19 protein-coding genes and 1 riboswitch are annotated in these 22010 nt (G+C 59.6%); of the genes, 8 read left to right on the forward strand and 11 right to left on the reverse strand.

The features are described 5' to 3' along the window. Positions 1–101 precede the first annotated feature (101 nt). From I9182_RS19945 to I9182_RS19965, 5 genes are read right to left on the reverse strand one after another with little or no spacing between them, the layout of a single operon-like run. Positions 102–2732 (reverse strand): phosphoenolpyruvate carboxylase, encoded by a 2631-nt coding sequence (locus tag I9182_RS19945; protein WP_209599420.1) that lies wholly within the window; start codon positions 2730–2732, stop codon positions 102–104. After that, the gene (locus I9182_RS19950) at positions 2732–3703 is read right to left on the reverse strand and encodes a D-glycerate dehydrogenase (RefSeq protein WP_209599421.1); all 972 of its coding nucleotides are present in this window, start codon (positions 3701–3703) and stop codon (positions 2732–2734) included. The genes I9182_RS19945 and I9182_RS19950 overlap by 1 nt, the downstream gene beginning before the upstream one ends. Beyond that, complete coding sequence (sucD, locus tag I9182_RS19955; protein ID WP_209599422.1) at positions 3703–4590, reverse strand: succinate--CoA ligase subunit alpha; 888 nt, start codon at positions 4588–4590, stop codon at positions 3703–3705. Before sucD ends, I9182_RS19950 begins: the two co-directional genes overlap by 1 nt. Beyond that, positions 4587–5786 carry a malate--CoA ligase subunit beta gene (locus I9182_RS19960; protein WP_209599423.1) on the reverse strand — a complete coding sequence of 400 codons (1200 nt, stop codon included), beginning with the start codon at positions 5784–5786 and terminating at the stop codon, positions 4587–4589. The genes sucD and I9182_RS19960 overlap by 4 nt, the downstream gene beginning before the upstream one ends. A gap of 15 nt (positions 5787–5801) precedes the next feature. Beyond that, positions 5802–7043: an aminotransferase class V-fold PLP-dependent enzyme gene (locus I9182_RS19965; protein WP_209599424.1), complete on the reverse strand. Its 1242-nt coding sequence runs from the start codon at positions 7041–7043 to the stop codon at positions 5802–5804. A gap of 220 nt (positions 7044–7263) precedes the next feature. Here I9182_RS19965 and I9182_RS19970 point away from each other — a divergent pair, with 220 nt between their 5' ends. The 4 genes from I9182_RS19970 to I9182_RS19985 all read left to right on the forward strand — a co-directional run bounded on the left by I9182_RS19970 (position 7264) and on the right by I9182_RS19985 (position 13134). Beyond that, positions 7264–7893: a response regulator transcription factor gene (locus I9182_RS19970; RefSeq protein ID WP_209599425.1), complete on the forward strand. Its 630-nt coding sequence runs from the start codon at positions 7264–7266 to the stop codon at positions 7891–7893. A gap of 245 nt (positions 7894–8138) precedes the next feature. After that, positions 8139–11852 (forward strand): hypothetical protein, encoded by a 3714-nt coding sequence (locus I9182_RS19975; protein WP_209599426.1) that lies wholly within the window; start codon positions 8139–8141, stop codon positions 11850–11852. Next, complete coding sequence (locus I9182_RS19980; protein WP_209599427.1) at positions 11845–12843, forward strand: hypothetical protein; 999 nt, start codon at positions 11845–11847, stop codon at positions 12841–12843. The genes I9182_RS19975 and I9182_RS19980 overlap by 8 nt, the downstream gene beginning before the upstream one ends. A 75-nt stretch (positions 12844–12918) precedes the next feature. After that, complete coding sequence (locus I9182_RS19985) at positions 12919–13134, forward strand: hypothetical protein (RefSeq protein ID WP_209599428.1); 216 nt, start codon at positions 12919–12921, stop codon at positions 13132–13134. Between the two features lie 16 nt (positions 13135–13150). Here the strand turns inward: I9182_RS19985 and I9182_RS19990 are convergent, their stop codons facing one another. The 6 genes from I9182_RS19990 to I9182_RS20015 form a co-directional block, all read right to left on the reverse strand. Next, the gene (locus I9182_RS19990; protein WP_209599429.1) at positions 13151–13801 is read right to left on the reverse strand and encodes an ABC transporter ATP-binding protein; all 651 of its coding nucleotides are present in this window, start codon (positions 13799–13801) and stop codon (positions 13151–13153) included. Continuing rightward, positions 13798–14577, reverse strand: coding sequence for a cobalt ECF transporter T component CbiQ (gene cbiQ, locus I9182_RS19995; RefSeq protein ID WP_209599430.1), 780 nt, complete (start codon positions 14575–14577; stop codon positions 13798–13800). The genes I9182_RS19990 and cbiQ overlap by 4 nt, the downstream gene beginning before the upstream one ends. Next, positions 14577–15140, reverse strand: coding sequence for a cobalt ABC transporter permease (locus I9182_RS20000; RefSeq protein ID WP_209599431.1), 564 nt, complete (start codon positions 15138–15140; stop codon positions 14577–14579). The genes cbiQ and I9182_RS20000 overlap by 1 nt, the downstream gene beginning before the upstream one ends. After that, positions 15137–15748, reverse strand: coding sequence for a cobalt transporter CbiM (gene cbiM, locus I9182_RS20005; RefSeq protein WP_209508206.1), 612 nt, complete (start codon positions 15746–15748; stop codon positions 15137–15139). The genes I9182_RS20000 and cbiM overlap by 4 nt, the downstream gene beginning before the upstream one ends. Positions 15749–15754: 6 nt before the next feature. Further along, complete coding sequence (locus I9182_RS20010) at positions 15755–16540, reverse strand: DUF4198 domain-containing protein (RefSeq protein WP_209599432.1); 786 nt, start codon at positions 16538–16540, stop codon at positions 15755–15757. 131 nt (positions 16541–16671) lie between these two features. After that, positions 16672–16871, reverse strand: a riboswitch (cobalamin riboswitch). Positions 16872–16991: 120 nt separating this feature from the next. Then, a complete protein-coding gene (locus tag I9182_RS20015; RefSeq protein ID WP_245220748.1) occupies positions 16992–18140 on the reverse strand; it encodes an ROK family transcriptional regulator in 1149 nt (382 codons plus the stop codon). Between the two features lie 279 nt (positions 18141–18419). On the opposite strand from I9182_RS20015, the gene I9182_RS20020 reads away from it, so the two are divergent. The 4 genes from I9182_RS20020 (at position 18420) to I9182_RS20035 (ending at position 21980) form a co-directional block, all read left to right on the forward strand. Beyond that, entirely contained in the window at positions 18420–19391 is a 972-nt protein-coding gene (locus I9182_RS20020) for a sugar ABC transporter substrate-binding protein (protein WP_245222762.1), read from the forward strand. A 107-nt stretch (positions 19392–19498) separates the two neighbouring features. Then, on the forward strand, positions 19499–20572 hold the full coding sequence (locus tag I9182_RS20025; RefSeq protein WP_209508213.1) for an ABC transporter permease: 1074 nt from the start codon (positions 19499–19501) through the stop codon (positions 20570–20572). Further along, entirely contained in the window at positions 20572–21348 is a 777-nt protein-coding gene (locus I9182_RS20030) for an ATP-binding cassette domain-containing protein (protein WP_209508215.1), read from the forward strand. Before I9182_RS20025 ends, I9182_RS20030 begins: the two co-directional genes overlap by 1 nt. Then, the gene (locus tag I9182_RS20035) at positions 21345–21980 is read left to right on the forward strand and encodes a hypothetical protein (RefSeq protein WP_209599434.1); all 636 of its coding nucleotides are present in this window, start codon (positions 21345–21347) and stop codon (positions 21978–21980) included. The genes I9182_RS20030 and I9182_RS20035 overlap by 4 nt, the downstream gene beginning before the upstream one ends. The last annotated feature ends 30 nt before the right edge of the window (positions 21981–22010 follow it).

A 22010-nucleotide genomic window follows, 5' to 3' on the forward strand; every position in this document is an offset into this window, starting at 1 on the left:
GGATCGAGCCAAAAAGCTCAGGGTCGCGGTCCGACAAGGACTGGGTGAAAAATCCATCTGTTCGATGCGGGGCGTTCACAGTTTTGGTCTCCTGAAAATGGTTAGCCGGTCCAGCCAAGGCCAGCGGAAATGGCGTTCATGGATTGCAGCAGGGGCACGGGAACTGACCCTGTCTGCGGTTCGTTGCGGGCGTGTTGCAGCAGTTCGACCTGAAGAGCATGAATGCGGGCCAATTCGGCCTGTTTGCGGTCAAACCTCTCGCAAAGGCGGGGAAAGCGATGGCCGATGACCTGACCACCGGTCAGAAACCGGATCGCTTTGCAGGCACTATCGTATTCCGCGTTGATCACCTGCGATACACGTTGGCGGGTCTCGAAATCAGAGACCAATTCGCCATACTGCGCTGCGATTTCCATATCCGTCTGATAGAGCGATTTTTCCATCTCATCGACGGCGAGGCGGAACAGGCGGGAGTGTCGAAACATGTCGTGCAACACGTCATCACCGCGCGCGCCGCGAAACTTGCGAAAACTGGCCATGGCGGTGCCGAACCCGTACCAACCAGTAATCAGGTGACGGTTCTGCGACCACGCAAAGACCCATGGAATGGCCCGCAGGTCATCCAGACTGGCCGCGCCGAACCGGCGGGTCGGACGGGACCCCATTTTCAGGCGGGCAAGTTCTTGGACAGGGCTCGCCTGCTGGAAATAGTCCAGAAAACCCGGCATCTGCAAAAGCGAGACATAGGCTGTCTGTGACAACTCTGACAAAGCATCCAATGCGTCATCAAATTCAGGCCGTGAAGGCGCCTCGTCAGGGGTCGCCGTATGGCGCATCGTGCTTGACAGCAACAACTCCAGATGCGCCGCAGCCGTGCCACGGTTGGCATATTTGGCCGAAACCACCTCGCCCTGTTCGGTCACGCGCAGCCGCCCGGCAACTGTTCCACTGGGTTGCGCGGCGATGGCGCGCCCGGTCGGTGCACCGCCCCGGCTGACCGAGCCGCCGCGACCATGGAAAAACGTGGCCTTGAAACCTTGTGAAGCCAGCGCCGAGACGATCCGGCGTTGGGCGCGCTCCAACTCCCATGTTGAGCAGAAATAGCCCCCGTCCTTGCCCCTGTCCGAATATCCCAGCATCACCTCGATTACCCGACCGTCGGTTTTGAGGCTGCGACGGGCAAGCGGGACAGCCAGAACGTCCAGCAGAATCGATGGGGCATTTCGCAAATCGGCAATCGTCTCGAACAATGGGACTACCGAAAGATCCAGAGTTTCAGACCCAAACCCGGCATAGCGGGCCAACAGGTAGATGCCGAGAATATCGTCGGCCGAACGGGTCATGGACAGGATGAAGGGCCCTATTGCCCTGGGGTCCGGTCCCGATCGAACGCTGTAGACTAGAGCCAGAAGAGCAAGCAGTTCCCGTGCCTGATCGCTTAACGCGTCGCGGTTTTGATAGGGCAGGTTCTGATCCGCCAGTTCGGTTCGCAAGCGGGTTGACCATTCGGCTGTGCCGTAAACCGGCGCCTGTCCGGAATGCGACCAGACTTCGGCCAGAACATCGGTTGTGACGGTCGTATTCTGGCGGATGTCCAGCGTTGTGGTCCGGAACCCAAAAACCGAAGCGGCCCGACGCAGCGGACGGATGTGCTGCCGCGCCAGAATATCCGCATTGACCGCACATAAAGCGGTATCAAGCGTGTCGAGATCGCCCACGAATTGCGAGATGTGATCATATCCGTTGTTTGTCAGCCGATAGCGAATGGCATTGAGTGCTTGCCGGAACGGTTCGTTCCGATTGCGCCCGGCGACCGGAGCCCGGTCAACTATCGCTTGTACTTGCGTCCTGACAGGCTCAGGTAAGGGCAATATCAGTGCGCAGATGCTCAACCTGCCCGCAGCACGTTCGAGAGCCTGGCGGTAAAGATCCAGAACTGTTTCGCGACCGCGTTTCAGCGCCAATGCGGTCATCTCGGTCGTGACATTCGGGTTGCCATCCCGGTCCCCACCGATCCAGCTGTGAAAGCGGATATCGGGTGTTTCACTCAGCGTACGGCCCAGCACTTGCAGGCAGGCCTGATCGAAGCGGCCCATAACCTGCGGCACGGCGTCAAAGATTGCATCGCGGAAGAACTGCAACCCCCATTCGATCTCATCGTGCAGGCTTGGGCGCGACAGGCGAAGTTCGCCGGTCAGCCACAAGAGATCAATCTCTCCCTCCAGACCATTCAACAATTCGGCGTGTTCGGTCGGAGTCCAGCGGTGCGTTTCAAGACTGACGAGGTTGCGGTAGATACGCCGGTGAATTTCCAGAACCGTTACCCGCTTGGCTTCGGTCGGATGCGCGGTCAGGGTGGGACCGGTACATAGGTCAGCGGTCAGCTTTTCCACCTGACTGTACGTCAGCGACAAGTCTGTCAGGGCTTCGGCAAAACCGCCTTCTACCGCTTCTGCGCCGTTTTGGGTTTCGGTCAATCGACGATCCCGAACCTCGGCGTTTTCATCGATGATGCACAACAGTTGGAACCAGATCGAAAGGGCCTGCAAATACGGCGTTGCTTCGGGTCCCGTGGGAATGGCTTGCAGCGGCGTGGCCTCGGCCCATGCCGCCACATGTGGCGCCCGTTTCAGCAATATATTCCGCCACAACGCCCGCAATTCCGAGCGCAACCCTTCGGCATAGCTCGAGGGGTTGGGGGTGGGCAGAATATTCGGGGCCAGCGCCTGCATCAGATCACGCGGTCCCGGGGTTCGCGGCCTTCAAAGAAATCATTCAGGTTATCGAGAACCCGAAACCCCATCGCCTCGCGCGCTTCGCGGGTGGCGCTGCCCAGATGTGGCAGCATCACGAGGTTGTCGCATTGCAGCAGGTCCGGGCTGATACGGGGTTCACCATCGAACACGTCCAGCGCGGCCCCGCCGATCATCTCGAACATCAGGGCCTGGATCAGCACCCATTCGTCGATCACCTCACCGCGCGCGGTGTTGATCAGAAAGGCGTCAGGCTTCATCAGGCCCAGTCTGCGCGCGTTGATCAGATGCCGGTTGGCAGCCCCACCGGGGCAATGCAGCGAGACGAAGTCGCATTGCGGCAGCAAGTCGTCAATCGAGGCCACCTGCGTTGCATTGCACCTGGCCAGCACATCCGGCGCTATCTGACTGCGGTTGTAGACGAGGATGTCCATACCAAAGCCATGATGCGCACGGCGGGCCATCTCTTGCCCGATGCGGCCATAGCCGATAATGCCAAGCGTTTTGCCGCTGACCTTGGTTCCAACCAGATGTGTGGGCCGCCATCCGGTCCAGTTGCCGGACCGCAGCTCGCGCTCACCCTCGCCTGCGCGCCGCGCCACCATCAACAGCAGGGTCATGGCGATATCGGCGGTGCATTCGGACAGAACATCGGGCGTGTTGGTCACGGTCATGCCCAACTCACGCGCCGACGGTTCGCAGATGTGGCTGTAGCCAACGCCGTAATTGGCAAGGATCTTTGTCTGTGCACCGGGTACATCCAGCGCCTCGGCGCTGAGCGTGTCGGTGACGGTGGGCAGCACCGCGTCATAGGACTTCAGCGCCAGCCGGATATCTGCCGGGGACATGGGCTTGTCCCCGGTGTTCAGAACAGCGTTGTAATTCTCGGCCAGCTGCGCCTCGACGGCGGCAGGCCAGCGACGGGTCACAAGAACCGAGGGTTTGACCATCACGCGGCCTCCATCACACGGGCAATTGTTTCACCGATCACAGCGGGGTTTTCGGCAACGGTCACCCCGGCGGCGGACAGGATCTCGACCTTTTCGCTGGCGCTTTCGCCAAAGGCCGAAATGATCGCACCCGCGTGGCCCATGGTGCGGCCTTTCGGGGCGGTCAGACCCGCGACATAAGCAATCACCGGTTTGGTGATGTGGTCGCGGATGTACTCGGCTGCTTCAGCTTCCTGCGGGCCGCCGATCTCGCCGATCATGGCGATGACATGGGTGTCCTCGTCCTCTTCGAACCGCTGTAGGATGTCCTTGAAAGATGACCCGTTGATCGGGTCGCCACCAATCCCGACACTGGTCGAGACACCGATGCCGCGTTCTTTCAGCTGCGCCGCAGCCTCGTAGCCCAACGTTCCCGAGCGGCCGATGATGCCGACATGGCCGGGCAGATAGATGTGGCCCGGCATGATGCCCAGCAGCGCCTTTCCGGGCGAGATCGTACCGGCACAGTTCGGCCCGGTCAGCACCATGCGTTTCTCTTTCGGATAGCGGTACATGTACCGCTTCACCCGGATCATGTCCTGCGCCGGAATCCCGTCGGTGATACAGACGCAGTAGCGGATACCGGCATCTGCGGCTTCCATGATTGAATCCGCCGCAAATGGCGGGGGTACGAAAACAAGGCTGGCATCCGCGCCGGTCGCCTCGACGGCCAGTTTGACGGTGTCAAAGACCGGAACACCTTCGACGGTTTCGCCACCTTTGCCGGGTACGACACCGCCCACGACATTGGTGCCATAGTTCAACATGTCCTTGGTATGGAACCGGGCCATGCGGCCGGTGATGCCCTGCACGATAACGCGCGAGTCACGGTCGAGAAGAATGCTCATTTCACAGCCCTCATCTTGGTGCCTTGAGTAAGGTCGTTTTTCCATGCGCCAACAGCGCGTTCTGCCGCCTCCATCAGCGTTGAGGCGCGAATGATCGGCAGGCCGGACTTGGCCAGAATCTTCTGACCTTCTTCGACATTTGTTCCAGCCAGCCGCACGACGACGGGCAGGTCTAGGTCAAGTTCCCGCAGGGCCTGAACAACGCCTTCGGCCACCCAGTCGCAGCGGTTGATACCGGCGAAGATGTTGACCAGAATGGCCTGAACATTGTCGTCTGACAGGACCAGACGAAACGCCTTGGCCACCCGTTCAGGCGACGCGCCACCCCCGATGTCGAGGAAATTTGCAGGTTCGCCACCAGCCAGCTTGATCGTGTCCATCGTGGCCATCGCCAGACCAGCGCCGTTGACGATGCAGCCGATGTTTCCGTCCAGCCCAACATAAGACAGTCCGCGGTCGGCCGCGCGGCTTTCGCGCGGGTCTTCCTGGCTTTTGTCACGCAGTTCAGAGATTTGCGGATGGCGGAACAGGGCGTTGTCGTCAAAGCTCATCTTGGCGTCAAGCGCCAGAACCCGGTCGTCACCCGTGATGACCAACGGGTTGATCTCGACCATTGTCGCGTCCAGCTCGCTAAAGGCGGCGTAGCAGCCTTGCAATGTACGCACCATTTGCTGGATCAGCCTGGGTTCAAGCCCCAGGTTGAATGCGATCTCGCGCGCCTGAAATTCCTGAAGCCCAACCGCCGGTTCCACGATGGAGCGGACGATGCTTTCCGGGCGTTCAGCCGAGATATCCTCGATCTCCATCCCGCCCTCGGACGAGGCCACGATCATTACCCTTTGGCTGGACCGGTCGAGGACAAAACCCAGATAGATCTCGCGGTCAATCGGTACGGCGGCTTCGACATAGACGCGATAGATGCCTTTGCCTTCGGGGCCGGTCTGATGGGTGACCAGCTTGCGGCCAAACAAATCATCGCAGGCCTGATAGATCTCGTTTTCGGTGTTGCACAGCTTGACGCCTCCGGCTTTGCCGCGACCGCCTGCATGGACCTGCGCCTTGACGATCCATTTGTCACCGCCCAGCTCACGCGCCCGGTAGGCCGCTTGTTCCGGACTGTAGGCCAGTGCGCCGGATGGTATGGCGACACCGAAATTCGAAAGAATTTCCTTTGCCTGGTATTCGTGAATATCCATCTGATCCGCTCCTGTTTATGCAGCGATTGAGGTGCCGTAACGGCTTTCCAGCAGGTCTTCGATTGCGTCTTGATTGACCGTTCCGCCCAGCTCTCGGATGGCTTCGGCGAACAGGCGCACGATCCGGCTGACGGCGTCGCGGTTCAATTGGTTGAGGATGCCGATGCGCACCTGCACGGGTTCGCTGAGCGTCGGCCAGATGCCAAACCCGCGCGCGCGGCAGTTCTGGACCAGTTCCATCTCGCGGCCAGCCAGATCCGGGGGCAGGTTCAGCACGATCAGGCTGGGCATGTCGGAGGTGACCTCGCAGCCCATTTCGGTGACGGCGTCCCGCAGTACTTTCTCGTGTGTCCTGTACGACGCGGACCGCTTGGCCAGACTTTCCTGAAGGGTCAGGCGCAGGGATTCATGGAAGGCCGCAACGGCGTAGCCCGAATGGGTGCGGTGATAGGTGCCCTTTTCAACATCCTGCCCGTCGACAATACCCCAATGGCGGGCCTCAAAGATGGGATTGTGCACATAGGTATAAGCGCCGGTGGTTCTGAGTGACGCGATATAGGCGTCGGTAAAGCTGACTGGGGCATAGGTCAGCGGCAGGCAACACAGACCTTTCTGCGGGCAGGACGCCCATCCGGCGATGCCCGGAAAATCGTCTATCGAGAAGTCATCGACGCCCAGAGACGACACCGCATCAATCAGACCCATCACGTCATGACGTTCGCACGCGTCGGAAAATCCGCGCAGGTCATTGATGCGACCCGATCCAGTTTCCCAATGCGCCATGAAAGCCCATTTCGGTTTGTGCTGCGCAAGTGTCGCCTCGACCAGGTCACCGGTGACCGGCTGGCCGTGCGGAACCTCGATCACGGCGACGCTGGCAGCCTGAGGCGCCATCGGGTTGGCGGCATGTTCTTCAGGCGTCGCCGCCTTGATCCGCAGGGTCAGCGCGTCGATCCCCGAGAATGTGCCGTTGGCAAAAGCAACGACTTTGTCGCCTGGCATGACAGCTGAAAACATGGTGTCCAGGGCGCTCCAACCGGTGCCGGCAACAGCAAAGGTATAGGCGTTTTGGGTACCCCAGATTTTCCGCAGCATGTGCTTGCATTCGACCATCCCTCTTAGGACGTCCCCCTGCATGTGATCGGCAACGCCTGCAATGGCAAAGGCCTTGAGGACGCGGGCATCCGTGTTACCCGGCCCCGGCCCCGCAGCGAGGGTCTGAGGGATTTCGAGCGGAGGGAAAATCTGAAAAGTCATGGTCTGGCATCCTCGGCTGTTGGCCGGGCATTGCGGCCCGTTGTGTCAAGTTACCGAGCAGGAAACGCGAGCTTGCCTTATGACGCAACGTAACTTACTACTGCTTTTGGATGGCTAATAGGATGGGGAAATACCTACCCATTTTGGTAAAAATACGAAGGTATACAAAGAAATGCCCTATCCTTATGGGTAGGTATTTCCAAAATCGGGGCAAAATCATATGGTTGAGACACCGAACAAACCTATCGACATCATGCTGGCGGACGGCAACCCGCTGGTTCTGTCAGCTATGTCCGAAATATTCGAGCGGGACCCCCGATTCTCGCTGATGGCCACGTCAGCAACGGCCGAAGGGTTTCTGGGAACGGTGATGCGGGTTCCCGTTCAGGTCGGAGTCGTAGACTGGACGCTTCCGGTTTTAGGGGCTGCCAAACTGATCGAGGTTCTGCGCGACCAGCCCAACGCCCCGCGCTTTGTCGTTTATGGCGACACGGCCGGTGATGTCCCGCGACTGGCGATGCAGGCGGGTGCGGCTGGATTTGCCGCCCGCACGGGCGAGGTTGAGGGCCTGCTGGAAACCTGCGCCAAAGTTGCGGCGGGTAAGATGGTGTTCCCGTTCATCGATATCCGTAAAATGCAACAGGACCCGATCCAGAGCCTGTCGCGCAAGGAGCGCGCCATTCTGGAGGCGCTGGCGCAGGGAATGTCGAACCGGGATCTGTCGAAAGAACTTCAGATTTCGACAAATACGGTCAAGTTCCACCTGTCCAACATCTATGAAAAGCTGAGTGTCAAAAACCGCACGCAGGCCATTGCCTATTTCTATTCGTCTCAGCAGTCGCGAAACTAGGCCAAAGGCGATTTGGATGCCGGTGTTTCCGGACAGGTTATTCGTCCAGCCCTGACCAATTCCAGATACCGTCAGCGGCAAGAGACACAGTGCTTGTCCTGAGCGCTTTGCCGCGCGTGGCGGTATGCACAACCCTGCGTTGCTTCCGCGAATCCCCCAAACATGTTACCTTGGGTCACCTTTAATGATTTGACTACTTTTCAAGACATCTCGTTTTTTCTGCTTCTTCTCGAGAGGTGACATTCATGTCCGACTCCAGCAGTGAGCCCCCGCGCATAACGCTGTCCTTACCGAATCTTCGGCCAAGTCCAACGATATCAGCAGAAATTTCCGGCGCTGCCGCAGCTGGCGCGCAAGCTGTTGAAGATCTGAAGCGGGTTGAGGCGGAAAAGCTCAAGGCATTGCGCCGCGGTGTCGGAGTTGAGCTTTCTGCGGAAGTGATCAACGATCTGGTTGACCGGCGTGTTCAGTCGACAGGCGCAGTTTTTCGCCAGCTTGCAACCATTCGCGAAGATCTGGCCGGAGGCTTTCTGGGGGCGGTCGTTCCCACCCTCGCTCCGAAACTGCGGGGGGAACTGATCAACCCTGACGGGACCCCTGCCGAACGTGTGATCGTCGAGGTCCTGCGCCCCACCTTTACCGCCAATGAAGGGATCGACAACGCGGATTTCTCGTGGGCTGTCAAAGCCGCCGTCACGGACGCGCGCGGGCTCTTCTCGCTTGATCTGCCCAATCTTCGCCTGCCACAGAACGGCCTGCGGTTGCGGATCAGGGGTCAAAACACCACCCTGACAGAAGCCGTGCCGCGCGTTGACGCGCTGGACGGCGAAATGGGCCTTGTGGTGCTGGATCGCACGCTCCTCCCTTTGCAGCGTTCGATCGTCGGCGAGCTGGCCGATATCTTGCCGGTGGATCCCGAGGATGCTGAAGAAAACATATCCGATTTCACCGGTACGCAGGCCCCTATCGTGCTGGGCGAGGGCGATTGCGCGTCGGAGTACCGAACCGAAGGCGGCACGGTTTCACGGCGGCGCTATTCGGTTCTGTACCGGCTGATTGATCCGCTCGTCGGGCCCAAGAATATCGTTCGAACACGCCCCATAGGCGGTGGCCGTTTTGTGACGACTATTCCGGGTACAACCTTTGCTCAGGCCAATCTGTCCGCCGAAACGCTTCTGGCCGCGTTCAACAATGACGGGGGTGATTGGGATTTTCGGGACCGGATTCCGATTGATGAACCCATTGATATTGAAGACTTCTTTGAAGATCTTGAAGAGCGGCCTCAGGATGTGCCCAAGGCGTCGAGCCTTGCGCTTGGGTATATTGCCAAGATGCGGTCGACGGCTGTCCACGCTGGCATGTCTTTGGGTCGGCTGGTCTATTCCCTGCCGCTTGCCCCGGGAGAAGAGCAGCGGATTGTCGTGTCGGAACAGCGCGAAACACTGAGCGTACGTGAACGAGAGAGCCTGACATTTGAAGAGCAACAAGAGTTCGAGGAAGCCCGCGACACGTCCTTTGACAGTACGTTTGAAAGCGCGCTGGATGAGGTAATTCAGGGCACGTCTTCGTTTTCGACCCGCGCTTTTTCAAAGAGCTTTGGAGGCGCAGGTGGCGTTGGTGGCGGCCTGTTCGGAGGCATCGGGGCCATCGTCGGCGGCGTGGGCTTCAGCGGCGCACGGTCCAGTTCGAATTCTTCCGGCAATTCGTCCAACACGCAGAACACATCGCGCGATTTTCTGTCCGACACCCATGAGACATTCTCTGCCGCGCTTGAACGGGCGGCTTCGGTCAAGCGCAATTCTGCACGGACCAGTGTGCGCACTGCAACTGCGACGGATCGGCGGACGGCAACAACGAAATTCGTGGCCAACCGCAATCATTGCCACGCAATGACCATGCAATGGTTCGAAGTCCTGCGGGACTTTTCCCTGGAAACGCGTATCGAGGGCGTGCAGCTGGTGGTCTTTGTGCCCATGCAACTCATCCGCTTCCGCCGTCTGGGGCAAGGCGATCAGTTGCCGGGCAATGTCACCCGGTCCGGATTGCTGAGCCGGTACAAGGTCATCCTGCGCCATGCCGAAGTGTTCCGGCGCGTGTTCCGAAACCGCCGCAGATTCCGCAGCGCACTGAAGCTGCTGGAAGAGTTTTATGCGGACAAGGATGCAACACCGCAGAACGCGCCCGGCGTCGCACAGGACATCGTCAGTTTCGAGGCGCAGGGCACGTTCATGCCCAATGATGACATTTCTGTCGTGATCTTCACGCAGGATGGCGACCGGGTCGGACCTGTGCCGCTGACCGGATCGCCGATCGACATCGACAACCTGCATGACCTGCCAGCGGAAACACGCGAGAACCTGCTTGTCCGGCTGGCTGATGCGCGGCGTGATCCGACCATGCGCCGGACCTATACCGGCTCTGTGGCTTTGCCCCGTTCGGTCGAGCGGTCGGATATCGCCCGTGTCGAGTTGCGCAGGCGGACGGGTTCGTTTGCCTACTCGTTCTACACCGGTCCTGATCCCATAAATGTTTTCAACATCTGGGAACATCTGGCCAATCTGGAAGATGCTGACGATCTTGACCGGGCCACCCGCAATATCAACCGCAGCCTTCGCACCACGATCTCGGGCTCGGACTTTGACGATCTGGTGGGACCGCCCATGGTCAGCGAGTTTGAGGCGCGTATGAACGAAAACGCCCAGACCGTTGTTGATGACAATACGTTCCAGGCGCTGCCTGCCACCCTGCCCTATTCGGTGCAGGAGGTGCCGGACGTTCTGTCACGCCGGGATCTGCGCCGCATCGAAGAAATGTACCAGCATGTTGTGGCCAACACCGTTCGCTATTCCCGCGTGATCTGGGCCAGCATGACGGACGAAGAACGTGCGATCCTGCTGGAGCGTTTCACCATCGGGGTACCGGAAGGCGGGCTGGACGATGCCTCAAGCGAGATATCGCTGCTCAGTACCGTTCAAAACAAGGTGCTTGGGTTCTATGGCAATGCCATGATCATGCCCTTCTCGATCCCGCCCGATCTGGCCGACCGGATGGAGATGCGGACCGGTGACATTCAGGACAGTCTTCTGGCCTTCCATCGCGAAGACTTCCGACCACCGCGCCGCACGATCTCGCTGCCGACCAGGGGCCTGTTGGGCGAGGCTGTACTGGGCCGCTGCAATTCCTGCGAGATGATCGACCATCGCCGCTTCTGGAACTGGCAGGACAGCCCGACACCGCCGCCGGTTGGCGACGCGCCGGTCCTGCCTGCTGACAGTGACGCCATCTTTGGTACCCGTGCGCCGTCAGACCTGCCGAACAACCAGCCTTCGAACACGCTGACCATTGCAGGGGGCGACATTGGCACCGGCCAGGCTGTGCCCACGTCGCAATTGGCCGAAATCCTCAAGGCTGCGCCCGATCTTGCGCGGGCGGGAACTGATCTGACAGGCCTGAAGGAGTTGCAGGCGCAACTGGCGCTTGAAACGCAATCGGTCGCTGCGGGGCGTGACAAGGCCATCGACACGGCAACGGATCTGACCAAGGAGCTGGTTGGAAAGGCCACGGAACTTGCGGGTAAAGGTCAGGAAATCGCTGCCGCCCGCAAAGAGGAAGAGGCCAAGAAGGCCGCCGCTGACAAGAAGGCATTCGACGCCAGCAATGCCGCCAAGATCAAGGGGTTTGAGGATATTGCCAAGAACGCCTCGGGTGTTTCCGCGCTGATCGGCGGGCAACCGGATGGCAACCAGGCCGGTTTCGTTCAAAACCTGTTCAAGGATTTCCCCGGCGGGGCTGCGGCTTTGGCCAACCCGTCCAACACGCTGCTTCTGGCCAAGCTTTTCGGGGCCTTCACCAAGGCAAATGCGGATGCTGATGACGGCAGCGCGACCAAGGCCGGCAGCCAGTCGGTGCTGGATTTCCTCAATGGCCTGAACGCCCCTGCGGAGGACGACAATGACTGACACGAGCACAAATGTGACGGACAAACCGGGAATTGATGAAAGCCTTGCCGAGGCGATCATCAACATCCTTGAAACGACCAATTCTCCGGCGATCCAGCGCGCCCGTGAGGTGATTGCCCATAGGCTGGCCATTGCGGGCGATATTGCCCCTTCGCGCATCCCTGCGCCGCGCAACATCACCGAGATCGGCGGCTATATCAATCTGCTGAGCGAGTATGGTGAGGCCGAACAGCGCGCACGCATGATCGCGGCTGCTTTGGGTATTGCAGGACCGCAGATTTCGCTGCCGCAGCCAGGTGCCGTTCCGCCGTTGTCTTTCATCACTCGCGACGGTGCAAGGCCCGTAGGTCCGCAACAAGCCAGTTTCCCGCTGAGCTTCACGATCCGCAGTGATTTCGTTCCGGCCTTCGACAATGCGTTGCAGGAGATCGCGATACGTGGCGGTGCGGTGCCGATCCTGACACCTGTCAGGGTCCTTCCGGCCGCCGGATCAGGCCCCGTGACCGACGGCATCGCACAGCTGGCTTTGATCGGTCGAACCCTCAGCCTGGCACCGACCGCGGCGCTGCATGCCGTGGCCACCGACCCCCTGTCGCTCAGCCGTCCGACTGCGGGTGGCGGGTTCGAGGTTCTGGCACGGGTCATCGACGCCGCCGCCCCGATTGCCGGGACCATCGCGGCGGCAGACTGGACAAGCTGGGAATGCGATGCTGCTGCCTGTTCCGAGGTTGACAGCAACGATGCGCGCTTTGCCCTTTCACCGATCCTGAATGCGGCCGGTTGGCACCAGGCGGCTGATCCCGGCAATCCCAACAGACTGTCCGATCCCGGCAGCTGGGCCGCGTGGCAGAACATCACCGGGCTTGTACCCGGCGTCACGCGGTTCGCGGATGAGCTGCAATTGCTGTACCCCGCCGAGATGCTCATCACCTCGCCGGTTTTTAACCAACTGGACAATGTCTGGACGGGAAGCGCCTTCGCCGCGCCATAGGACCCCCCTGCGGACGCAGCAAAGTGATTTGGCGGCACTTGGCTTTTGGGGTTACGCTTGAACAGGAGGGCCGCCATGCAAAACCCGGAACGTTTCGAAAAATTCTACTTTGCCAAAGTTGGCATGGGCGAAGCCTGCGGTTGCGCTGAGCGCATCATCGACGTTTTCGAGTTCAACCGAAAAGGTGGTGCGCAGTCGAAACACCCGGTGAAACAGGACCGGCGCAGACGCCTGTCGTTTCGGGCATGGGCGGTCAGATATGGGCTTATGAGCCGAAAGCGGCACAGCTGAACACGGATTGGTCCTGTCAGACAGCCACCAGTTTTCCGTCTCGCAAATCGAGCGCATCCGGTGCCAGTTCGGCGCGGAAGGCCGGGGAATGGCTGACAAGAAGGATCGCTTGCGGCACTCCCCGGAGGATTTCCAGCAGCCGGGCCTCGTTTCGTGGGTCCAGCGCGTTGGTGGGTTCATCAAGCAGCAGAACCTCGGGCTCCATCGCCAGAACGGTCGCCAGCGTAACCAGCCGTTTTTCACCCCCTGACAATTTGTGGGTGATGCGGTTCTTCAGATGCATCAGGTCCAGATCACCCAACACGTTTTCTACGATGGCTAGCGCTTCGTCGCGCGTTCTGCCCAGGTTGAGCGGGCCAAAGGCGATATCCTCGGCGACGGTCGGGCAGAACAGTTGATCATCCGCATCCTGAAACACAAGGCCCACCCGGCGGCGCACGTCGTGAAAATCGGCCTCTTGCACCCTTTGCTGACCAAAGATCGTGACCGTGCCGGACCGTGGGCGCTGCAAGCCAAGCGTGATGCGCAGCAAGGTCGATTTTCCCGCCCCGTTCGGACCCGTCAGCGACAGGCGTTGACCGGCGGACAGGCTGAGGCTGGCACCGTCCAGAACGGGTGGCTGACCGGGGTAGGCAAAGCAGATTTCTTCAAGCGCAATCAGTGTCATGCCAAGTCCAGTATGATCAGACCCGCGCAAAGGGCACCAAGACCTGCGGCAAAAACGATGTCCCTTCGGGTCAAGGCAAAGTCCTGAAGCAGCGGCATACGGCCTGAAAACCCCCGGCATTTCATCGCATCAAGTATGCGTTCGGATCTTTCGATCGCGCGCACCAGCATCATGCCCACGAGATAGCCAAAGCTGCGATAGGTGTGCCAGTTTGTTGCCGGGCGAAAACCGCGTACCTTCATGGCCGCGCGCAGGCGCAGGTATTCTTCCCGCAGAACCTCGATATAGCGGATGGTGAACATCAGAAGGTGAACCAGCTTTTCGGGGCAGCGCAGGCGGTGCAGGGCGTGGCCAAGCGTAACCGGCTCCATCGTACCGACCAGCACCATAAGGGACAGGATGACCGCGTTGGCCGTCAGAGCAATCTCGACCGCTTTCCAGAAACCCTGCCAGCTTGCGGGAAACCCCCAGAGTGTGAACATCGGGTCGCCGGGCATGGAGAATGGCAACAGCACCAGCATGAAAAGGATGAACCCATCCATCATGGCCATGCGTTTCAACGTTTTCCGCCAGGGCAGACGCGAGGCGGCAAGAAGCGAAAGGGACACCGCCAAAGCCGCGCACAGCGCTGTCAGCGAGGACACCGCGACAGTCACCACCGCGAAGACAACCGCCATGACGATCCGCATCCTTGGATCAAGCGGGTTGATCGCGCCGCGCCGCTGCGCGCCCGCTTTGACCAGCGTGCTTTCCTGTTGCCCCAGAACGTGCGCCATCAGGCCGCCAGCTTGCGGCGTGCCGCAAAGTAAAAGCCCAGACCAAACAGACCGACGATATATCCGATCCCACCCAGAACATTTTGCAGGTCATTTTGTTCGCGGTAGGCGGCGATTTCCCGACGCAGCGGGCGCAGCTCATCCCGCACGGCCCTGGCAATGACCTGTTGTTGTTCTGTGCTGAACACCGCCACTGTCTGGGCAGGTGCGTTTGTCGGCGCGGTGTCGGGATCCGCTTCAACGCCCATGATCCGGGCGACATCCGCAGCGGGCATGGTGACCTCGGCCACATGCCCGGCACCAAGGTTTGCAAAGAAAGTATGGGCCACCGGCGCGTTTGGCGTGTAGATAAAGAACCCGTCTTCATCTGTTACGATACGGCCCAGCTCGGCTCCGTCCGGGCCGTTGACGATGACCTCGGTATCGCTTGCCATGTCACCGTTGGAAAAGCCGATTTCGCCTTCGATGGCGTCACCGGATTCAAACACTCCGGCTATGACCTTATGCGCCAAGGCAGGTACGGGTGCGCAGCTCAGCGCCAGAACGATCGCCAGGTACCTCACGCGACCGCTCCTTTGACAAAAAGCTCGGGCTTGACCTTGCGCGCCAGCAAAACCGCGAACCCGGTCAGGATTGCCTCAATCGCCATGACAGGAATATGTGCAAAGAAAACAAGCTTGGCCGCAGGCAGGAAGGCATCCCCGGACAAGGCCAGAGAAAATGCAACCATGCCGGTTGTGGCGGCAATGGCAAAGGCACCACCGACCCCGCCCCATATCGCACCTTGCAGAGGTGAGCCGTGGGCGATCAGGCGGCTAAAGACCAGTCCGGCCAAAACCGCGGGCAACGCGATGTTCAGGGTGTTGATCCCCAGTACGGTCAACCCGCCAAAGCCAAAGAAGACGGCTTGCAGCAAAAGCCCGACGAACAGGGCCGGGAATGCGGCCCAGCCCAACAATAGCCCGGCCATGCCGTTGAGGATCAGATGCACTGACGAAGGGCCAATCGGCACATGGATCAGCGATGCCACGAAAAAGCTGGCCGACAGCACCCCCGCCGTGGGGATGCGATCAAGATCCAGCGACCTGAGGCCCATGGCAATCCCACCCGCCGCAGCGACGGCTCCGCCGATCACGACCGGGTTGGACAAGGCTCCGTCAACGATATGCATCTACGATTACTCCAAATCCCATGCGCGGATCCAGATGACCGCGTCCTGGCTGAGTTCTTTGCCGTTGTGTTCGGTCACAGGACCGGCACCGAGCGCGGCAAAACCCCAATATCCGGCTTTCGGAACGCCGAACGTGAAATACCCGTTATCATCCGAAGTTGCGACCAACGTGCCGCCCGGCATCGGTGAGACGGTCGGGGCCGAGGCGGCCGCGCTTTCCATGTCCGGTTCTGCGGCCATGTACTCGATCTCGATCTCGGCACCCGCAACCGGTTGGCCTTCGGCCATAACCCGACCTGTAAAGGTCGACCCCGCGATGATGTTGGTTGGTTTGTTGAGCGGGATGATCTCAACCGGCAAGCCCACCGGGTTCATCCAGTCGGTCGGCAGTTCGTTGCGGTTCAGGAATGCCTTGGCAATCTGCTGGATATAGATATTCTCGGATTCCTCGTAATAGGGCTGGGGAACAGTCACCAGCACATAGTCGCCCGACCGTTTGACGGGAACATAACCCTTGAATGCCGCGCCTTCGTTTTCGCCACCGGTGAAACGCACGGGTTCCAGGGTATCCAGCAGATCGGTTTTCTGACCGTTGTGGATCACGTAGAATTCCTGCGGCTTGTCCAGATCCATGACATGCCCGTTCGAGAACGGATGCCAAAAGATCAGCTTGACCGGAACATTCCCCGGTGCGTCGATCATGGTGTCAGCGGTGTATTCCAGCAGGAAATGCGCATCTGCTATCGCTGGAAGCGCTATCGCCACAGCGGCTGCGGAAAGCAGCTTGGTCATCAATAGTCGTCCTTGTCCCATCGCACCAACCCCGGTACGAGATGCGTTTTGACTGCGGGGATGTCCAAGCTAAGCTGCTTTTTCAAGCATCCTGCTCCGACGCGCATCCCGTCGCCGATTAGGAGTGCCCTTGTCAAAGGCACATGTCCGGCAGGTATCCTGACTTGCGGGTCAAAGCGTTGGGCTGGCCTTCCCGGATTAACTCCAGTGGCACTTCAGCCCTGCTCGCCGCTTACAGTTGCGGGTGCAGTTGCGGAGTTGGGCCAAAGCCCGCACCGCATTCCCTATTGATTCCAGAGCACGCCCCGGAACCGGACATGCCGAGCGGCTTGCCAGACTTCTTCGGCATCCGTCAACGATCAATTGCGCTGGCTGTCAAAAAGTTTAGCGGGCAATGCCCTTTTTCCGGCGGATCCGCTTTGGATAAAGGTCGGGGTTTTCAGGGATGAACCTACCCTTCGAGCAGGTATCTTTCCGACAATGGCAAACTGGCCGCCCCCAATGAGCGGGCATCGGGGCCTGCCGTCCCCGCCAGCACCAAAGGCCGTTCCAGCCCGGTCAGGTTCAGGTCGGATAGTTCGACCTCAACCAGTTCCACCAGCCGCGCCTTGATGCCTGCGGGCATCCAGCCATCAATCTTGACACATTCGAAGTCGATCAGGCTGCAAGATGAGACTGTGGCATGGGCGATCCCGTGCGCCGCTTGTTTCAGCCAGTTCTCAAGGTGGGTTTCCGGTACGTCCCAATGCTGTGTCGTTTCCCAAATTGAACCGGCTGTTGCGGCATTCTCACCTGTCGCGCGCTCCAGTACATAAAGACTGGCGACATCTATCAACGGTTTCACTCCGCCTGCGTCGTCCGGCACGGGCAATGGGCCAAGCGCACCGGCGTTTCCCCGCCCCGAAAAGATCGAGCCGTTCAGAACCACCCCGCCCCCAATGAAGAAGCCCACATAAAAATACAGGAAATCTCGTGGGCCTTCCGCCGGGCTAAAGACCAGCTCGGCGCCGCAGGCGGCCGTTGCGTCGTTCTGCAAGAACACCGGCAAGTCATAGCTTGCGGCCAGCGCGCCTTTCAAGTCCGCGTCACGCCACGGATCCATTTTCTCCTGCGGAACCTGCAATGTCTGTGCCCAGTCCCAAAGGTAGAACGGCATCGCAATCCCAAGACCCGCGATCCTGCCGCGCGCTTCGGGCGACAGCGACGTCATCACTTTGTCGAGGCTTTCCTTGGAAAAGCTCAGTGTCGCCTCGGGCGTCGGAAAATCATAAGTCCGCCGTTCGCGTTGCCTGACATTGCCAAGGAAATCCGTCAGCACCAGCTCGGTACTGCGCCGCCCGACTTTGAGCCCGAAGAAATACGCGCCATCCGGATTCAGGCGCATGGGAACCGAGGGCTGCCCGACTTTTCCCCGGATCGGTTCACCCCGCAGAAGCAGCCCATCGGTTTCCAACTGGCGCATGATGACCGAAACCGTCTGTGCCGACAGCCCGGTCATGCGCGCGATTTCAGATTTTGCAAGGGCCTGATGGCGCCGGACCAGTGACAGGACAAGCCGTTCATTTCGGGCCCGCATTCCGCTTTGATTGGTGCCGCGCATGTCTGGCTCGCGTACGCCAGCGGTATTGTCCAAAGAGTTGTTTGCAGACACGGCCATCCCCTTCGTGACGACAATGTTGAAACCCTTCCTTTCTGTCAATAATAAATAAGAGTGATTTATTTATTGACTCAAAATTCGAATCTTGTGATGGTTTTCACGTTCGATCGGGCCGGATTTCGCCCGATCAGACGTATGCCCGGACGGGCATTGGGAAAACTGGGAGGACTACCGATGAAACTTGCGAAACTTGCAGGCGCCACGGCGCTGGCGGTTACGGCCATGGCAAGCAGTGCAATGGCCGAAGGTGAAACCGTTTGCCTGATCACCAAGACGGATACCAACCCTTTCTTTGTCAAAATGAGAGAGGGTGCGACCGCCAAAGCCGAAGAGCTTGGCATGACGCTGAAGGCCTTTGCCGGCAAAGTCGACGGCGACCACGAAACTCAGGTTCAGGCCATCGAAACCTGCATTCTGGATGGCGCCAAGGGTATCCTGCTGACCGCGTCAGATACGTCGTCTATCGTTCCGGCGGTGCAGCAGGCCCGCGATGCCGGGCTGCTCGTGATTGCGCTGGACACCCCGCTTGAGCCTATCGACTCGGCCGACGCAACCTTTGCCACGGACAATTTCCTTGCGGGACTTCTGATCGGACAATGGGCAAAGGCCACGTTGGGTGATGCGGCGAATGACGCCAAAATCGCCACGTTGGACCTTGCGGTCAGCCAGCCCACTGTGGATGTGCTTCGCAATCAGGGGTTTTTGCAGGGGTTTGGTGTTGATCTGGCCGATCCGAACGTGATTGGCGATGAAGACGACCCGCGCCTTGTTGGCAGCGATGTCACCGCTGGCAACGAAGAAGGCGGCCGCCGCGCGATGGAGAACCTGCTGGCCAAAGACCCGACGATCAACGTGGTGCACACCATCAACGAACCGGCGGCAGCGGGTGCTTATGAGGCGCTCAAGGCTATCGGGCGCGAAAATGACGTGCTGATCGTTTCCGTCGATGGCGGCTGCCCCGGCGTGCAGAACGTGGCGGACGGGGTCATCGGCGCAACATCCCAGCAATACCCGCTGCTGATGGCATCGCTGGGCGTTGAGGCCGTCAAGAAATGGGCGGACGAAGGTATGAAGCCTGAAAATACCCCCGGTAAGGACTTTTTTGACACCGGTGTGGCGCTTGTGACCGATAAGGCCGCCGACGGCGTCGAGTCCATCTCGGTTCAGGAAGGCATGGACCTCTGCTGGGGTTAAGCTGAACGTACGGAAGGCCGCCACGCGGCCTTCCACTTATCAAAACCACCCATACGCCTGAAACCTTGCTAAAGTCGTCACGCACCTGACGCTTTGGGGGAAGTTCCATGTCCGATTCTTCACGACAAGCTGACGATTTCGAAACCGCCGCAAAGGGCAGCCCGGAGCAAGTCGCCGAGTTTGACGATCATCAACGCGGATTTGTCGGAACGGTTCAGCATTTTCTGCATGTGAACCCGTCGCTGGTCCCGCTGATTGTCCTTGTTGCTGCCATCGTCATCTTTGGTGTCTTGCTAGGCCCCAAGTTCTTTTCGCCCTTTGCACTGACATTGATCCTGCAACAGGTTCAGATCGTCGGGATCGTGGCCGCGGCGCAGAGCCTTGTGATCCTGACCGCAGGCATCGACCTGAGTGTTGGGGCCATCATGGTGATGTCGTCGGTTGTGATGGGGCAATTCACTTTCCGCTATGGAATGCCACCTTCGGTTGCGATTGTGTGCGGCCTTGCTGTTGGCTCGGCAATTGGGGCCCTGAACGGGTTTCTGGTCAGTCGCATCAAGCTGCCGCCTTTCATCGTCACCCTTGGCATGTGGCAGATCGTTCTTGCGGCGAATTTTCTTTATTCACAAAACGAAACGATCCGGTCGCAGGAGATCGAGGAACACGCCGCCATCCTGCAACTGTTTGGTGCCAAGTTTAACGTGGGCGGGGCGGTGTTTACCGTCGGGGTGGTCTTCATGCTGGCGCTGATCCTCGTCCTTGCATACGCGTTGCGGCACACGGCCTGGGGCAGGCATGTTTATGCCGTCGGGGATGACCCCGAAGCGGCAGAGCTGTCCGGTGTCAACGTACACCGCACGCTGATATCCGTGTACATGCTGTCCGGACTGATCTGCGCCTTCGCGGGCTGGGCCCTGATTGGCCGGATCGGGTCGGTTTCGCCAACCTCGGGCCAGCTGGCCAATATCGAAAGTATCACGGCGGTCGTGATCGGGGGGATATCTCTGTTTGGCGGCCGCGGGTCTATTCTGGGGTCCCTGTTCGGTGCCCTGATCGTGGGCGTCTTTACGCTTGGGCTGCGGTTGCTGGGTGCGGATGCGCAATGGACGTTCCTGCTGATCGGCATCCTTATCATCGCAGCGGTCGCGGTCGACCAGTGGATCAGAAAGGTGGCAGCCTGATGGAACCCATTCTCAAAGGACGGAACCTTGTGAAACGCTATGGCAAGGTGACTGCGCTGGATCACTGCGATTTTGACCTGATGCCGGGTGAGATTCTGGCCGTGATCGGCGACAATGGCGCGGGCAAATCGACGCTGATCAAAGCAGTGTCGGGCGCGGTGGCGCCGGACGAAGGCGAGGTCTGGCTGGAAGGTCAGAAGGTGAATTTCCATTCCCCGATCGACGCGCGTGAAGCCGGTATTGAAACCGTGTACCAGACGCTTGCCATGTCCCCTGCCCTGTCGATTGCGGACAACATGTTCATGGGGCGGGAAATTCGGCGAAAGGGGCCATTGGGATCATGGCTTCGAATGCTGGACCGTCCGGCGATGGAAAAGTTCGCCCGCGAAAAGCTGAGCGAACTGGGTCTGATGACGATCCAGAATATCAATCAGGCGGTCGAAACCCTGTCGGGTGGACAACGTCAGGGGGTCGCCGTGGCACGCGCGGCGGCGTTCGGGTCCAAGGTCATCATTCTGGACGAACCGACGGCGGCACTGGGCGTGAAGGAAAGCCGCAGGGTCCTTGAACTGATCCAGGATGTGAAATCGCGTGGCATTCCGATCATCCTGATCAGCCACAACATGCCTCATGTTTTCGAAGTCGCAGACCGAATTCACGTGCACAGGTTGGGAAAACGCCTGTGTGTGATTGACCCCAAGGACTATTCGATGTCCGACGCCGTGGCATTCATGACCGGGGCCAAGGAAGCACCGCCCGAGGATCAGGCTGCATGACCGGTGGCGGTACAGCCCCTGACGTTCTGGCCGACCGTATCGTCGACGCCGTTGAGGCGCTGCCGGCGGCCCGACACCGGCAACTTGTCGCGATTGCCGGGCCACCTGGATCCGGGAAAAGCACCGTTGCCAGCCTTGCCACGGCCAAGCTGAACCGGCGCGGCGTGTCAGCCGGGCTTGTGCCAATGGACGGTTTTCACTTTGACAACGCGATCCTGAAAGAACGTGGGCTTTTCCCCCGCAAGGGCGCGCCGGAAACCTTCGATCTTGCCGGGTTTCGTGCCTTGCTTGTGCGTTTGCGCACCGAAGATGAAGTTGCAATTCCGGGCTTCGACCGGAAGCTTGATCTGGCAATCGCTGCCCGATCAATGATCTTGCCTGACCAGCGGGTCGTTCTGGTTGAAGGCAATTACCTTTTGCTGGATGAATCGGGCTGGGTGGGCCTTCATCCCTTATGGGCGCTCAAGGTGTTTCTGGGCGTCGATCTGGCAACACTGGAAACCCGGCTCACCGACCGTTGGGTTGGGTTTGGGCTGGACAAACAGGCCGCAAGAGAGCGGGCGCTTTCAAACGACATTCCGAATGCCGAGCGGGTGATCCGGAACTCGGTACAAGGCGACCTGAACCTGTGACGGATTAGGGCGGGTCTGTCAGAGCGCACG

This window comes from Ruegeria sp. HKCCSP351, assembly GCF_017872535.1.
In the GTDB taxonomy this organism is placed as follows: Bacteria; Pseudomonadota; Alphaproteobacteria; order Rhodobacterales; family Rhodobacteraceae; genus Ruegeria.

What these genes read in the sequence shown, in the direction of transcription:
- I9182_RS20020 (WP_245222762.1), top strand. Translation starts at nt 18,420, where the DNA reads ATGGCAAGCAGTGCAATGGCCGAAGGTGAAACCGTTTGCCTGATCACC.
- sucD (WP_209599422.1), bottom strand. Translation starts at nt 4,590, where the DNA reads ATGAGCATTCTTCTCGACCGTGACTCGCGCGTTATCGTGCAGGGCATC.
- I9182_RS20030 (WP_209508215.1), top strand. Translation starts at nt 20,572, where the DNA reads ATGGAACCCATTCTCAAAGGACGGAACCTTGTGAAACGCTATGGCAAG.
- I9182_RS19945 (WP_209599420.1), bottom strand. Translation starts at nt 2,732, where the DNA reads ATGCAGGCGCTGGCCCCGAATATTCTGCCCACCCCCAACCCCTCGAGC.
- I9182_RS19950 (WP_209599421.1), bottom strand. Translation starts at nt 3,703, where the DNA reads ATGGTCAAACCCTCGGTTCTTGTGACCCGTCGCTGGCCTGCCGCCGTC.
- I9182_RS19985 (WP_209599428.1), top strand. Translation starts at nt 12,919, where the DNA reads ATGCAAAACCCGGAACGTTTCGAAAAATTCTACTTTGCCAAAGTTGGC.
- I9182_RS20035 (WP_209599434.1), top strand. Translation starts at nt 21,345, where the DNA reads ATGACCGGTGGCGGTACAGCCCCTGACGTTCTGGCCGACCGTATCGTC.
- I9182_RS20015 (WP_245220748.1), bottom strand. Translation starts at nt 18,140, where the DNA reads ATGCGCGGCACCAATCAAAGCGGAATGCGGGCCCGAAATGAACGGCTT.
- I9182_RS19975 (WP_209599426.1), top strand. Translation starts at nt 8,139, where the DNA reads ATGTCCGACTCCAGCAGTGAGCCCCCGCGCATAACGCTGTCCTTACCG.
- cbiQ (WP_209599430.1), bottom strand. Translation starts at nt 14,577, where the DNA reads ATGGCGCACGTTCTGGGGCAACAGGAAAGCACGCTGGTCAAAGCGGGC.
- I9182_RS19970 (WP_209599425.1), top strand. Translation starts at nt 7,264, where the DNA reads ATGGTTGAGACACCGAACAAACCTATCGACATCATGCTGGCGGACGGC.
- I9182_RS19965 (WP_209599424.1), bottom strand. Translation starts at nt 7,043, where the DNA reads ATGACTTTTCAGATTTTCCCTCCGCTCGAAATCCCTCAGACCCTCGCT.
- I9182_RS19960 (WP_209599423.1), bottom strand. Translation starts at nt 5,786, where the DNA reads ATGGATATTCACGAATACCAGGCAAAGGAAATTCTTTCGAATTTCGGT.
- I9182_RS20010 (WP_209599432.1), bottom strand. Translation starts at nt 16,540, where the DNA reads ATGACCAAGCTGCTTTCCGCAGCCGCTGTGGCGATAGCGCTTCCAGCG.
- I9182_RS20025 (WP_209508213.1), top strand. Translation starts at nt 19,499, where the DNA reads ATGTCCGATTCTTCACGACAAGCTGACGATTTCGAAACCGCCGCAAAG.
- cbiM (WP_209508206.1), bottom strand. Translation starts at nt 15,748, where the DNA reads ATGCATATCGTTGACGGAGCCTTGTCCAACCCGGTCGTGATCGGCGGA.
- I9182_RS19980 (WP_209599427.1), top strand. Translation starts at nt 11,845, where the DNA reads ATGACTGACACGAGCACAAATGTGACGGACAAACCGGGAATTGATGAA.
- I9182_RS19990 (WP_209599429.1), bottom strand. Translation starts at nt 13,801, where the DNA reads ATGACACTGATTGCGCTTGAAGAAATCTGCTTTGCCTACCCCGGTCAG.